The sequence below is a fragment of the uncultured Sulfitobacter sp. genome (genome assembly GCF_947497275.1).
In the GTDB taxonomy this organism is placed as follows: domain Bacteria; phylum Pseudomonadota; class Alphaproteobacteria; order Rhodobacterales; family Rhodobacteraceae; genus Sulfitobacter.
Window position 1 is genome coordinate 96,672 of the sequence record NZ_CANMFS010000011.1, and the last position, 13,488, is coordinate 110,159.

General features: G+C 53.0%; 11 protein-coding genes, 1 tRNA gene and 1 pseudogene. 5 read left to right on the forward strand and 8 right to left on the reverse strand.

The window, feature by feature from the left end; genetic code table 11:
• Window positions 1-133 precede the first annotated feature (133 nt).
• A tRNA-Met gene (locus Q1A06_RS18165) sits at window positions 134-210 on the forward strand.
• Between the two features lie 219 nt (window positions 211-429).
• Here Q1A06_RS18165 and Q1A06_RS18170 read toward each other — a convergent pair.
• Both Q1A06_RS18170 and Q1A06_RS18175 read right to left on the reverse strand, forming a co-directional pair.
• A complete protein-coding gene (locus tag Q1A06_RS18170) occupies window positions 430-1,854 on the reverse strand; it encodes a recombinase family protein (protein ID WP_299566927.1) in 1,425 nt (474 codons plus the stop codon).
• A 587-nt stretch (window positions 1,855-2,441) separates the two neighbouring features.
• On the reverse strand, window positions 2,442-3,215 hold the full coding sequence (locus Q1A06_RS18175; protein WP_299566929.1) for an AAA family ATPase: 774 nt from the start codon (window positions 3,213-3,215) through the stop codon (window positions 2,442-2,444).
• 1,154 nt (window positions 3,216-4,369) lie between these two features.
• Here Q1A06_RS18175 and Q1A06_RS18180 point away from each other — a divergent pair.
• The 4 genes from Q1A06_RS18180 to Q1A06_RS18195 all read left to right on the forward strand — a co-directional run bounded on the left by Q1A06_RS18180 (window position 4,370) and on the right by Q1A06_RS18195 (window position 9,345).
• Entirely contained in the window at window positions 4,370-5,866 is a 1,497-nt protein-coding gene (locus Q1A06_RS18180; protein ID WP_299566930.1) for a Mob protein, read from the forward strand.
• A 247-nt stretch (window positions 5,867-6,113) separates the two neighbouring features.
• Window positions 6,114-7,271 (forward strand): DUF262 domain-containing protein, encoded by a 1,158-nt coding sequence (locus Q1A06_RS18185; RefSeq protein WP_299566932.1) that lies wholly within the window; start codon window positions 6,114-6,116, stop codon window positions 7,269-7,271.
• A complete protein-coding gene (locus Q1A06_RS18190; RefSeq protein ID WP_299566934.1) occupies window positions 7,268-8,383 on the forward strand; it encodes a DUF3696 domain-containing protein in 1,116 nt (371 codons plus the stop codon). Before Q1A06_RS18185 ends, Q1A06_RS18190 begins: the two co-directional genes overlap by 4 nt.
• Before the next feature lie 2 nt (window positions 8,384-8,385).
• Window positions 8,386-9,345, forward strand: coding sequence for a hypothetical protein (locus tag Q1A06_RS18195; RefSeq protein ID WP_299566936.1), 960 nt, complete (start codon window positions 8,386-8,388; stop codon window positions 9,343-9,345).
• A gap of 132 nt (window positions 9,346-9,477) precedes the next feature.
• Here the strand turns inward: Q1A06_RS18195 and Q1A06_RS18200 are convergent, their stop codons facing one another.
• The 6 genes and pseudogenes from Q1A06_RS18200 to Q1A06_RS18225 form a co-directional block, all read right to left on the reverse strand.
• Window positions 9,478-10,107 carry a hypothetical protein gene (locus Q1A06_RS18200; protein WP_299566951.1) on the reverse strand — a complete coding sequence of 210 codons (630 nt, stop codon included), beginning with the start codon at window positions 10,105-10,107 and terminating at the stop codon, window positions 9,478-9,480.
• Between the two features lie 12 nt (window positions 10,108-10,119).
• Window positions 10,120-10,218 (reverse strand): annotated as a pseudogene (locus Q1A06_RS18205) (hypothetical protein); the annotation flags it as partial.
• Complete coding sequence (locus tag Q1A06_RS18210) at window positions 10,212-11,213, reverse strand: recombinase family protein (protein WP_299566938.1); 1,002 nt, start codon at window positions 11,211-11,213, stop codon at window positions 10,212-10,214. The gene Q1A06_RS18210 and the pseudogene Q1A06_RS18205, both read right to left, overlap by 7 nt.
• Window positions 11,214-11,539: 326 nt before the next feature.
• Window positions 11,540-12,022, reverse strand: a complete 483-nt coding sequence (locus Q1A06_RS18215) for a hypothetical protein (RefSeq protein WP_299566940.1) — start codon at window positions 12,020-12,022, stop codon at window positions 11,540-11,542.
• A gap of 56 nt (window positions 12,023-12,078) precedes the next feature.
• Entirely contained in the window at window positions 12,079-12,582 is a 504-nt protein-coding gene (locus Q1A06_RS18220) for a hypothetical protein (protein ID WP_299566942.1), read from the reverse strand.
• A gap of 299 nt (window positions 12,583-12,881) precedes the next feature.
• Window positions 12,882-13,488 (reverse strand): transposase (locus tag Q1A06_RS18225; RefSeq protein WP_299566944.1); only part of this gene is annotated, 607 nt, incomplete at its 5' end.

The window sequence follows — 13,488 nt, forward strand, 5'->3', positions numbered from 1 at the left end:
CCCTTGCGGCAGGTTCGCTGTTTTCTCTACCGTTGGCGAGCATCAAAACTGTAGCCTCGCCGATCAGGGAAGGAAAAAAACGCCAATTCGGGGTTGCGGCCCGTGAATTCAAGCGGTATCAGCACGACATTGGCGCGGGATGGAGCAGCCCGGTAGCTCGTCAGGCTCATAACCTGAAGGTCGTAGGTTCAAATCCTACTCCCGCAACCAACAATAATTCGTCAATGTTATCAATGGCCTGAGATTTACTTCTCGGGCCTTGATTGCTTTTGGACCCCAGACTCAGGATCAGTAGCTGCGCCAATGCGCCTTCGAGATGTATCGCGAGTTTGCCGTCGGGCTTTTCTGGCTGAAGCACGATGCGGTCGATCAGGCCGCGCAATGCGTCTTTTGCCTCCAGCATGCCGTCGGGCTCTTGAAGTTGCCGGATCAACGTAGCGACCTTGTCGCGGTAGTCTCTGCCAGTTTCGGGTGTATCCGGATGGGCGACGGGGCCGGATCACGGTCCGTTAACGCCTCAAGCTCGATCCGGCGGGCATCCAACGCGATCATCTTGTCCTTCACCTGATCGGCGGGCACGCCTGCGATGATGGCATCGACCAGCTTTGCATGGTCTGCCTTTGTCTTAGCCAGCTCCTTTTCCAACGCACTACGGTTTTGCGATGCTGTCGCTTGCAGGCGGTTGCGCTCTTTGGCGTATTCTTGGCAAAACACCTTCAGGGCATCTTCATCCATCAAGTTGTCTTGCAAGGCGTTGAGGACAAGTTCCTCCAGTTCGACCTGTGAGATCATAGCCATATTAGTGCAATAGGCCTTGCCTTTGTTGCGGGCTGTCGAGCAGCCAAAGCTATTTTTGTTTACCTTCGAGAACCCGCCGCCGCAGCACCCACAGGCCATCAGGCCAGAGAACAGGGTCCGGGGCCTGCGCCTGTCCCAGATTGGAACGTCCGTATTCTTTACCTTCATGGTCCCCTGTCTGGCTCTTACCGCGTCCCAAAGGGCATCGTCGATGATCCGCAGCTCCGGAACCTCGGTGATCACCCAGTCGGCCTCTGGATTGAGCCGTGACACGCGCTTGCCTGTCTCGGGGTCCTTCACATAAGCCAATCTGTTCCAGATCTGCCGCCCGATGTAGAGCTCGTTGTTTAGAATGCCGGTGCCGCGTTCGCGGTTGCCGTGCAAGGTCGATGTGCCCCAGCCACGTCCTGTTGGCCCAGCAATGCCTTCACCGTTCAAGGTTTCCGCGATCTTGCGCGGGGAAAGGCCCGATGCGTAATCGGTGAATATGCGATGCACCACTTCTGCCTCGACAGGGTCGATCTTGCGGTCCCCCCTGATCGGCTCACCGCTGGGGTCATAATGAACGACATTCTGATAGCCGTAGGCCTTCCCTCCAGCTGATTTTCCAGCAAGGGCACGGCCCTTGAGGCCACGATGAGTTTTGACCGCGAGGTCTTTAATGAACAAAGAGTTCATTGTGCCCTTCAGGCCGATATGCATTTCCGAGATCATGCCTTCGCTTACAGTCTCGATCATGACGCCTCGAAACTGCAGCTTCTGATAGATCGCCGCGATATCCGCTTGATTGCGGGACAGGCGGTCAAGAGCTTCTGACAATACGACATCAAAGGCGTTGCCGTGTGCATCCCGCAACAGCTTCTGTATGCCACTGCGCATTAGGCTGGCACCGGAGATCGCCTTGTCGGCATAAACCTCGACCACGTGCAAACCCTGTCGTTTGGCATGCTCACGACAAGAGCGGATTTGATCGTCAATGGACGCGTCACGCTGCATGTCAGTCGAAAAACGGGCATAGATTACGGCACGAAGAGGTTGTGTCATGGGAATATCCACTCCTGAAATGTAGCTTAATTGGTAAAATGCTTCGAGTCAGGTGTATTATCTAGGCCTGTTTCGTGATCGGCTCTGGCGGCTTCGCGGGCTAGAGCCCGGATCATGGCGAAGAAATGTTCCCGCTGCCCGCCTATGCCATGGTCGGAAGACACGGCAAGAGGCGATGCATTTGGCACCTCCCTTTCGCATGTATGTCTCTTCCGTTCTCGTGCCATCGGCCGAGGTCTCCTGTCCGTTCCAGCCATGCGCAGGACGGTTTAAAATGATATGTTTTGTGCCCGGATTTGATCCGGCTGCCTGAAGTTGAAGATAAAGCATGAGGTGGCTCCTAGCTTAGCGAAAATTTATGAAATACAGGTATTTAGGCGTTGAATATGTGGATAAGCCGGATGCCAAATTTTTTGCCCAATTCTTCTGACGCGGACCTGAAGCAAAATAATCGCCATAACAAATCGTTGATTTTCGCACTCCAGAAAAATCCATATTTTTCGTCCAATAAAGGTATCGAATGATTCGCTGGAATACCCATCTGAGCGCGGGGTTGGACAATTCCCTTCCAACCCCGAAAATACGGCCTTCATATAAGCTTACATCAGCATCGGGCTGCTCAGACCTTCGACCACAGTTTTAGCCATCCGTTCGACCTGTCGCAGAGAAACGCGAACATGCTTTTTCTCAAGCTTGTGCAGCGCCTCACAGAATAGAGCGTTTCCGAGTTCGCGTTGATCTTCTGGCAAGCTGTCACGCAATAGTTGACGTCCGGCGGCAGCCAGATGGTTAAAGTTGGGGGTTTCCAGGCGGATGACCTTGCAGCGATCCAGAAAGGCAGCGGGCATCCGGTCGATTGAATTCGTGGTCATGATCCAGCTTACTCGCGTGAGGTCGAATGGGAGTTGGTAAAACGGGCAGGACCATGCACGGGCCGTGGTCGGCTCGATCATGCTTTTCAACACTTCAAAAGCGCCGGGCAGTTTGCCGCCGCCGCTGGTCGTCACCTGTTCCGGGATTTTGTCGATCTCGTCGAGGATCACCAGCGGGTTCGCCAGACGCTCGCGCAGCATGGTCCTCACTACGCGACCGGGCGTGGCGGAGCCCCAACCGCGCTCAACGCCGGACACAGAAAAGGTCGCGCCGTTACTTGAGCCCACGTCGATATCAACCGATGGCACATTGAACACCTGAGCAAGATCACGCGCCCAGCTTGATTTTGCGATGCCGGGCGGTCCAAGGAGGATCAGCGGCGGCGTATGCAAAGGCGCGGGTCCGGTAAAGGTGCGCAGCCGCATATGCTTCATGACCGCCGTGGAGGCCGAAGCCAGCCAAGGATAGATCGCGTGGAGCTCTGCGATCCGCTCTTCCATTCGGTCACGGTCAACCACGCCAACGGCACGGGCACCGCAGGCGGCTGCAAGCAGTGAATCGCGGTCGTCGGGTTTGAAATGGCACAATCGCTCAAGGCTCGCCGCGCGGCGGCGCATGTAGCGGCGGCTCCAAGTGATCGCGCGGCTCGATGTCCCATCGGAAGATGGACGGGCCGTAGAGGTATTGCTTGGTGGCGTATCGAGCGGATCATCGAGAAGAGCGTCCAGACAATCCGGTGTTGCTGTGTTCGCGGGCGCAGCGGGCCGCCGCACTGAGCGGACTTGCTGGCTGCGCATCAGACGATCACGGACCTTATCGACGGAATCCTCTGGCGATGTGGGCAAGTCACACCCGAGGAAACGGGCGGGAACGGTAGAGGTGGTCATTTGGGAGGGCCTTTCATTCGCCCCGTAAGGGGCAGCATTCGATTAGAGAGCAGCAGGCGTCATGGACCCGGAAAGGGTCTTATGAGCCTATGCGACTAATTCGAATGGAAAGGTGTGCGTTCATGCCTCGAATCATATCCGCATGCTCGCGACAGATGCAAGAGGGTAAAATCCAGCTCCGAAGGGCTGCACCAAAGCAAGGATCAGGCCCCCAAGGCATGATCTGCGCAATTACCGAAGGTGATGGAGCGCCTCCCCGGCGTTAGGGGCAGACCAGATAGCTTTAGCTACCTATAGTCTGTCTCTATGCATAGCTTTCCCGTCTGCTGTATCAGCAGCGGGCACACAGAAGATACGACAATCAAATATAACAAATTTGGTCGAAGACGAATACCGTTTTTCATATTCGTTTAGCGTTCTTTGCCGTGCCATTGGCCCGGCCTAGATGCGTGGTTCCACGCATGTTTTGGCGCGTGGTTAAGAGGGGCACGCGAGGAAGTGAGGCAGTCCTTGCAAGCAAGGCCAGCAGCAGGAACCGATTAAGGTTTTGAGGTCGGGGTGGTGGAAAGGTGGTGGCTTAAGAGCGAAGATAAGGTGCGTGTTGCAAGGGGGGGGGAAAGGAAGGGGATAAATTTTAGTGCATATTTTCAGGCGGATAGGATTGAAAGTTATCCACGTGATAATGCAGCCTACCATCAGAAACCCTCTCTGAGTTTCAGCGATAGACCATAAGTGATTGTCCATGGGTATCATAAAAAGGACACGCCATGGCCTATCAATTCATACACATCGAGACATACAGTGAGCAACCCAAATCTGTTAAAGGCTCAAAAGATCATTTCAACTGTGCGGCACAGGTTGAGGGCGAAGCGTCACGTGATCCGATCTATTCGGAGCATGTTGAAAACCCACTGCCGCCAAAGCAATTGCACGGAACACTCACAATTGCAGAGTTTCGTGAAAAACGCGCACGGTTGCTCGCGGGTATCACAGAGACCGTTACCCTCAAAAATGGCAACACATACAATCGCGGCCTGCGCAAAGACGCGGCCACGCTTTATACCGAGATCCATTCACATCCGCTGACATCAGCGGAGTTCTTGGCGGATCAAGATGCACACCGGGATAGTCTCAACACTTGGGGGGTGCGTGTTCTGGCAGATTTTCAAACTCGGATGCCTGATGGCATCGATTTTACATCGGTGCTGCACCTCGACGAAGGGCATGTGCATATTCATATTTTGGCGATGAACACGGCAGACCCCAAGCTGGACGCAAACAAGCTGCATGCCGGGAAGGTAGCGGCGGCGCGGCATCGGGAGGAGAATGCTTCGGATGCAATCGTGTCAATGCCGAAGCCTGATTTGGCCAAGCGCCCGAAAAAGCCAAAGAAACCCCGCCCGTCTAAGAACCGCACCACACAGAAAAAGAACGATGCCCACCATGCGGTCGCTGTGGCAACTTGGGAGGCGGAATGTGAGGAAATTAACGTCTGTAACGCGGCGCTGACCACTGAATGGACGGCACAGAACAAGGTGCATTTGAACGAGGCGCGCAAAGAACGTGGGCGCCCTGCCGTCAACAAAGTTTACGTCAACGCGATGAAAAAGCTGCAAGATGATTATTATAAGTTTGTTGGCAAGCCCTGTGGTTTGCTCCGTATCGGGCCACGTTTGGCGCGTAAATCAACCAAGGAATACGCTGCTGAGAAAAAGCAGGCAAAGCGGATGGCAAAGGAAGCCGCGCAGCTGGAAAGGCATCGTAAAGAGCAGGCGATACGGGAAGCCGAACTTAGGGCAAGGGCGAACCAACTTGCTTCGGCAGAAACTGATTTGGTGCAGCGGGAAGCGTTACATGAAACTGAGACCGAAGCAGCCAATAAAGCCCTTGAAAAGGAACGCGCATCGCTTCGCGGGACCAAGCTTGAAGTTAAAAAGGCCCAAGAAATCAGGGTGAAAAAACTTGTCGAAAAAGAAAATAAGCTCTCGCATCGTGAAGCAGAATTGACCGAAGCGGTTGAGGCCATGGCGGAAATTTTCGAGGCTGTCGAAACCGGCGAGGCTGAGATTGTTGATGGCAAGCTTAAGATACCTCAATGGCCGGACATCGTCTCCCGCATGGCAGGTGCAGGCCGAGCAGAGGTGTCTTCGCCGATCCGCAAGCTGATCAAGGGCTTCACAAGGCTTGTTGTCAAGTTGTCGAAAAGGACGCAGGATAGCCACGCACCGGAGATGCAAGATGACAGGCCGGAGCTGGGCGGTTGAAGCGCTCTGGAAGACTGCTCTTGGAACGGAGCGCAAGCTATACCTGAATAGAAACCATCAACACGAAGGGCGGGACGCGGACCTTCGTTACGGGCGAGAAAGTAGCCTTGCCCGAAAGAGTAACATAGAAGAATTCTTCCTATTAAAGGGGGCGAGCTTTAACTTGCACCACATTGATGTAGCCTCCGATAACAGGTAGTGACTTTACTGTTGGCGGAAAGTGACTGAACCACATAGGAGCACTTTTGTGCCGTTTGAGGAAAACGATATGGTGAACAATAAAGATCAGATTGAGGCAGATGATTTTGAATCGGAAGATATTGATCAAGACGATGAAAGTTTCGTTAGAGATGAGCCATTCGATCCAAAGAAAGTTGACGTATCGATAACAACCCCGAATCTTAGCGCTCTAATCACAAGACTAGAGCACGAAGAAATCGATCTTCTGCCCGATTTTCAAAGGTCAGGAGATCTATGGACTAAACAAGCGCAAAGCCGATTGATCGAGTCCATATTAATTCGGCTCCCCATACCCGCATTCTACTTTGACGCAATCGATGACGATAAATGGCAAGTGGTAGATGGCCTGCAGCGACTATCGGCCATCAATAACTTCGTTCTTAAGAAGACGTTGAAATTAACAAACTTGGAGTTTTTAACTGAATACGAAGGATACTCGTATGATGACCTTCCACGCCCACTCACGCGTCGTATTGAGGAGTTTCAAACCTCAGTATATTTGATTAAGCCTGGAACGCCGTTGGAGATGAAGTATTCTTTGTTTAATCGGATCAACACTGGTGGGTTGAAGCTCACACCTCAAGAAATTCGTCATGCTATGAGTCAATCTGCGAATTCAGGTGCAGCTTCAAAATTTCTTTCAAGAATTGTCAATAACGATATTTTTATTCAGGTGGTTGGACGTAAAAATAATCGAATGGTGCAGCAAGAGCTGGTGCTAAGGCACATGGCATTTATGATTTTTGGACTAGAAGAGTATCGATCATCTCTGCCAAGATTCCTTGATACGGCTATGATCAAGCTTTCCGAAATGACTGATGCAAATCTCAGAGAGCTTGAAGGTAGTTTTTTGGTTTCTATGGAAATAGCTGATGAGTTGTTTGGAGAGGACGCTTTCAGAAAGTCTCTTGTTGGTGGGAAAAAGTTGGTCAACAAGCCCCTCTTTGAAGCACTCTCTGTTTCTTTGGCGCGGCTAAGTTACGATGATCAAGAACTGCTCTTAATCAATAAGGATCAGTTCCAAGATGAGTTTAGAAATCTATTGATGGATGATATGTTTAACGAAACAATTAGTCGCTCAACCAGCAGCACTACCCACGTAACCAACAGATTTGAACGAATAGAGGGATTTATTCATGATTTCATATCGGAGCAATTGGTGTGATTGAGCGGTTGACTCTAACAAACTTCAAGTCAATTGAAGATAAAGTTTTTGACCTTGAAAACCTCAATCTATTCTCCGGGCTAAATGGGGCCGGAAAATCTTCTATTTTTCAATCTTTACTACTGCTTCGGCAGTCGTTTGACAGCCACTTGCTACCTGGCAAGGGGATCTCTCTTGCTGGGGCGTATACTCAGATTGGGACTGGAAAGGACTTGCTTTACGTTGGTGCCGAAAAGGAGGCAATTTCGATTCACGTAGAGTGGTCAGACCATGAATTGAAACTCCAGTTCGCATACTCGGAGGCGTCTGACATGCAGCCTCTGGATAATGAAGCAAGCGAGACTTCAGGAACACCTTTCGAAACTGCTCTATTCACTCCGCAGTTCCAATACTTATCGGCAGATCGTATTAGCCCTAAAACGACCTATGAAGTTTCTGATTATGCGGTAAATCAAAATCGGTCTTTAGGTATCAAAGGAGAATATACAGCGCACTTTCTCTCCGTAAATGGCAACAGAAAGATTTCCATCTCTGCGCTGAGGCATTCGGCTGCCGCGACTGATTCAATAATGGATAACTTAAATGCTTGGATGTCAGAAATAACACCGGGAACAAAAGTTATTGCAAAGCTAATACCCGAGATAAACCAAGCAAGTCTACACTATCAATTCGCCACTGCCACGGAAATGACTAAACAATTTAGACCCGAGAATGTTGGTTTCGGTCTGACTTATGTTCTGCCGGTCATGCTTGCTATATTGGCTGCTCGGAGTGGTGATATTTTGATGATTGAGAATCCAGAATCTCATCTGCATCCAGGAGGACAGTCTCTGATGGGCAAGTTGATTTCAATAGCTGCGCAAAACGGTGTGCAAATATTTGTCGAAACCCACAGTGACCACGTTTTTAACGGTGTTCGCAACGCGATAAAATCTAACGTCATTCAGCAAGATAGCATACAGACATTCTTCCTTACGCGCGACCAAGACAGCTATCAGCACAAATCTGTCGTTTATTCCATACCTATTACCAACGATGGCAGAGTTGAATATTGGCCCCCAGGATTCTTTGATGAGTGGGAAAAGAGTCTGGATGCACTGTTGAAGGATTGAATATGCCTGAGCGCCTAATATTTAATGATGCCTCTTTACCGTTCCCACCAGATTCTGATCCTGGCGATCACCTAAAAGAATTCTTTGCCATTTTACAAAGGGCAAATGATGCGCAAGTTTCACTTGATCGTGCGGCTGGGGCGGAAGGCCATTGGAGCGCACTCATTTACTCCGAACAATTTAGTTTCGGGGAATGGCTCAATAGCAGATTGGATCAGGAGGAGCGTCGGAAAATTAAAAACTTGATGACTAAGGTAGCTTGCCCACTTAACTCAGAAGCTGAAAAAGTTATTGGGGATAGAATTTATGTTTTGAAGGAGGACGATGCCATAGCAACCGATGCTCTTGGCTTTGCTTCAGTCAAGGGAGCAACAAGTATAAGCTTCAGCTCACATGAACGTTGGCGAAAAGTGATTTTAGAAATTACAGAAATGTATGCGGAGGCGGGGAAAGAATTAACTCTTCAACATAAGATAGAAAATATCTGCAAAGTTTGCCACATCGAGCCATTCCTCGATAAGATTCGTGGCATTAGGGAGGGAAATGTAAAATTTTTCAATGACTTAAAGGAGTTGGAAAACAAAAACTTTCCAAACATTCAGTTTAATAGAGAGGTCCTAAAAACCCTGAAAAAGTCGGGTGAAGTATCTCAATACCAGAGTCAGATAATTGATGTGCTGAGAAAGTTGAATGAAGGGATCGAGATCTCCGGTTCCTTGGATGAATTGTCACAGAATACTGAGCTGGATATTTCTGGTGAAAGTGGTGTGACTATGGGCAATCGGAAATTTGCGCGGAGAAGACGGTTCAGCCATCCAACCCTTGAGACAGCCAGTTTTGAAGCTCATGTAAAGAACTTTCCAGATGCAAGACGGATGCATATTCTCCCTGACTATGCAGGACGGAAAATATGCATTGGCTATTTTGGTAAACATTTGCCGACTATGTCAGATCCAACTTAGTGATTAAGAATTGAATGGTGCGATCCAGCAATGTCATCGGACCCAGCGAATGTCGGGATAGGGCTGTTCGCAACAAACTGCATGAAGGGCCGCTATGGATTGACCTTGGGTTGGTGAGAAGCAGGTAAGAAGTTACCGTATAATTCGGGTCTCTCTCAAGCCTGTGAAACAGTGTCCAAATCGAGCTCCCGCAACCAGCTTTAGCGAACAGGCCGCACCCGAAAGGGTTGCGGCCTTTTTGCTGTTCCCAAAGCTCAACAGTTCCAGCAGCTTACCTTGGATCTCGAGCTCATGATGTTCCTTCTGCTCGTCCCAGTTCACCACCACCGTGTCGATCAATGTGTGGAGTTCGTCAGCCGCTGAACCGGCAACTACCTCATCCGATAGCGTGCTTGCGAGATCAGCCACGTAGCTTCTGTAGAGGGCGGGCAGGTCTTCCGGCAGGTCGATGGGAGTGGGAACAAGTGCTTCCCGCTCGGCCCGCAGTGCCTTCAGTTCTGTATCCACCGCATTCAGCCGTTCGATCAGTGCCTCTGAAAAGGTGCCGCCCTCGACCGCGCGCACCAAATTGGCGTGGGTCTTCTCCGTCTCCCGGATCCGGTCATCGTGCCGGCGCAGGGCCTCACCGGTCTCGTGCTCTTGGGCATGGATCTTTTCGACAAACTTCTTCCGGAAATCCTCATAGGCGGCATCCTGCATCAGGCCTGTGCGCAGGCCGCTCAGGATGCTTTCGGCTGCATCGGTCTCGGAAAGGCCGGGCATGCCTGTGCAGACAGACCTGCCCTTCTCCTTATGGTTGGCGCAGTAGTAGCACCGCCGGGCCCCTTTGCCCGCAACGGTAAGGTTGCCACCGCATTGGCCGCAGCTCAGCAACCCTGAAAGCAGATACTTCCGTCTGCGCGCAGTTTGCGCGGCACCGGCTCCGGAGCGCCCTTGGCTTCGGCCTGTGTGCGTTGTCCGTCAATTCCCTCTTGGCGTTCCTTGACCCTGCTCCAGAGGGCCTCATCGATGATCCTCAGTTCGGGCTTCTCTGTGATCAGCCAGTCTTTGGGCGGGTTGGGCTTGGAAACGCGTTTGCCAGTCTCAGGGTGTTTGGAATAGCGTTGCCGGTTCCAGATGTGCTGCCCAATGTAGAGTTCGTTGCTAAGAATACCCGTGCCTCTCGCCCGGTGGCCGTAGATCGTGTTGGCCTTCCAGTGACCACTTCCTGCGCCACGCCCACGTGGTGCAGGGACGGAAGCCGCATTAAGATCGGCAGCGATCTGGCGCGGGGACTTGCCAGCTGCGTATTCTGTAAAGATCCGGTGGACAATGGCGGCCTCTTCGGGCTCGATCTCCATGACACTGCCATCTGACTTACCGTCGCGCTGAGGCAGCGCTTTCGAACGATAGCCGTAGGCTCTCCCTCCGGTGTTCTTGCCGGCTTCTGCACGGCCGATGAGGCCGCGACGGGTCTTGTGTGACAGTTCTTCCAAGAACAGCTGGGCGAAAGTGCCGAGAATCCCGATGTCAAAGATACCCAGCTTGTCTCGATGAAGCTGGTGCATCTCCACGTCGGCGTGCTGTGCCCGTTTGTAGAAAAGCATCAACACTTCAAGGTCGCGCGCCAACCTGTCGAGGTGTTCGAATAGGACGATGTCGCAACCGCCTTCGGCGATGAAGTTCTCCAACGCCTCCAAACCCGCACGACCGCGCGTCGCGCCGCTGATCGCCACATCTTGAAACACTTTCACCACGGTCCAGCCATCCTGTCGGTCCGCGTGCTGTCGGCACTGGCGCACCTGGTCATCGATCGATGTCGGGTTCTGCAGATCTGTCGAGTAGCGTGCATAGATCGCAACGCGGATAGGCTGGGTGGAGTGAAGCATTCGAAACTTTCTATGGGGCGGAGCGCGTGGAAGTCTTGCGCCTGGCAGCAGGTTTGTCCAGTCTCGCCAAAAATACGGTTACCGCAGCCACATTCAGTGCAGTCCGCCTTCGAGTTGGCCTCCCGGGCTGCGCGCTTGGCGGCAACTTCGGCGATGAGATCGATCAAGTTCGTGAGGGCCATGGGCTTCTCCTTCGGCTGTGGACACCGAAAACCGACAGACCGGCGAGACCGTGCTCTGTGTGTGATTGACGGGCCCGTGCGGGGATGACCTGCACGGGCCTTCTGTTTGCGGACGCGCCGACATCTGTAGCAGCAGAAGTATCATCAGCGCGCCCTGACACGGGTGTTCCGGCCCGCGTGTTCCGTCAGGCGGCGCTGCGCAGCCCTTCCAGGGCCTTCTCGGCACTCAGGATGTCGTGCACCGCCGGCGAGGGTTGCATAAAGCTCGAAGAGGACGGCCACAGCGTTGGCGAGACGGTCGGCTTCTGGCGTCAGCCGCTCCTTGCTCCAGCTGCACTCATTCGAAGCATTCTCGGGGCTGTGGTCGTAGTAGGTCTCCACATAAGTCCCTTCGAGGATCTGGGCATCCAGAACACCGACCAGCTCGTGCAGCATCACAAGAACGCCTTTCTCGAAGATCGCGCCACGGTGCAGGGTGGACAGAAGGGCTTTGGCGTCACGCTTTGCCTTTGGGGCAACGAGTTCGAGCACGTCCTGCTCGATCCCGATTGCTGCGGCCCGTGCAACTGGGAAGCACGACGCGGCCATAGCGGTGATCTCATTGGTGGATTTGAATGGCATTTCCATAGGTTTTTTCCTTGTCTTGATTTGAGTTGGTGTGTGGGACGCGAAAGCGCGGTTCCTTACCGGAAACCGCGCGCTTCGTGTTCCCATCGCGCCTGTTCCGCGCTCTTTTCTTCGCGGTGGTGCGCAACGATGTCCGCCTCTGCTTCAATGCGGGCCCGGACAGCATTCAGTCGCTCCAAAAGGGGGGCGTCCAGCTTGCCGATGATCTCCGGGCCATCGGCCTGACCATCAAAACCGCTGTGATTGACGTGCACGATGATGCGGCGTGCGCCGACAAATCGCGTGGGCTTCGTCGGCCCCGCCTCCTCACGCGAGGTGGGGTGATTGACGATGACTTCGTAGCTGCGATTGGTCCGCGTGTCCGCCGAGGTGCCATAGGCGATCTCGACAAAGCGGTCGCCGCCGCTGCTAAAGGTGCTGAGTACCAGACACGGTCGCCGTTTGGGGACGCCGGGTCCGGCGTTCTTGTTGTTGAGAGGAAAGCGGAATAGCACGACATCGCCGCGTTGAAGCGAGGGGTGATCTTCCGCTGCCGAAAAGGGTTGGGGATGGTGATACAAAGTGGCCTCCTGTGGCGTGTGAAAACGACGCCAGCGGGGAAAGCCAAAGCAAAAGGCTTCAACTCAGCTGCGCGTCACAACAAACGCGCGGCTGAGCTGAAGCCGGAAAACCGGGAGAGCGCCGAGAGGGTGTCCCTCTCGGCAAAATTAAATGGCTGGGTGGCAAAGCGGGCGATCAATATGCCCGCCACGCCGAAGGGCTGGAGACGGCCGATTTTGTTAAAAAAGCCGTTGGTTTTGACGTTGGGCGTTGAGTTAATATGCTGACTTTGTTGGACGACCGGTGCTTGGTGCTGCTTTTAGCCGGTGGCGGGCATCAGTGGCTTGAGTTTTGTCAGTTTCCGGAGATTTTGGGCGGTGGCAGCGAGTGTAAATTCATCTTGAACGCCGCATGGGCCTCGCAATCCTAGCCTGCCCAAGCCGAGGATGCGTTTGAGGTGTGCGAACAGCATCTCGACCTTCTTTCGGCGCTTCTGGGCCGTCGGGTTGTATTCCGAAGCAACGCAGTACCGCGCGAAGTCCCGAACAATTTCGTATTCCTCGCGGCGGATACGACGGGCGTCTGTGTTGGGGCAGCATTTGGCTTTTGACGGGCAGTTCTGGCAATCGGATTTGAGAGCGCCGTAGTTCTTCGCTTTCAAGCCTGGAGCATTTCGGGCGGGGTCCGCGTAGTTCCGCCGGGTATGACGAAGCTCTTTGCCTTCTGGGCAGATGTACTGGTCATTGTCATCGTCCCAGGTGAAGTCGGATCGTGACCAAGTGCCATCCTTGCGCTTTGAATGGTCAACGACAGGGATGAACGGGAGGATTTGCCGCTTTAGCGTCAGCCACACAAGATTGTTAGAAGACCCGTATGCCGTATCCGCTGCCACCCAATCCGGCGTGATGCCGAACCGCTCTTCGGTC

Bases quoted from the DNA above. Each gene is read 5' to 3' on its own strand.
- Q1A06_RS18175 (WP_299566929.1), bottom strand. From the start codon at position 3,215: ATGGAAGAGCGGATCGCAGAGCTCCACGCGATCTATCCTTGGCTGGCT.
- Q1A06_RS18180 (WP_299566930.1), top strand. From the start codon at position 4,370: ATGGCCTATCAATTCATACACATCGAGACATACAGTGAGCAACCCAAA.
- Q1A06_RS18195 (WP_299566936.1), top strand. From the start codon at position 8,386: ATGCCTGAGCGCCTAATATTTAATGATGCCTCTTTACCGTTCCCACCA.
- Q1A06_RS18200 (WP_299566951.1), bottom strand. From the start codon at position 10,107: ATGCCCGGCCTTTCCGAGACCGATGCAGCCGAAAGCATCCTGAGCGGC.
- Q1A06_RS18210 (WP_299566938.1), bottom strand. From the start codon at position 11,213: ATGCTTCACTCCACCCAGCCTATCCGCGTTGCGATCTATGCACGCTAC.
- Q1A06_RS18215 (WP_299566940.1), bottom strand. From the start codon at position 12,022: ATGGAAATGCCATTCAAATCCACCAATGAGATCACCGCTATGGCCGCG.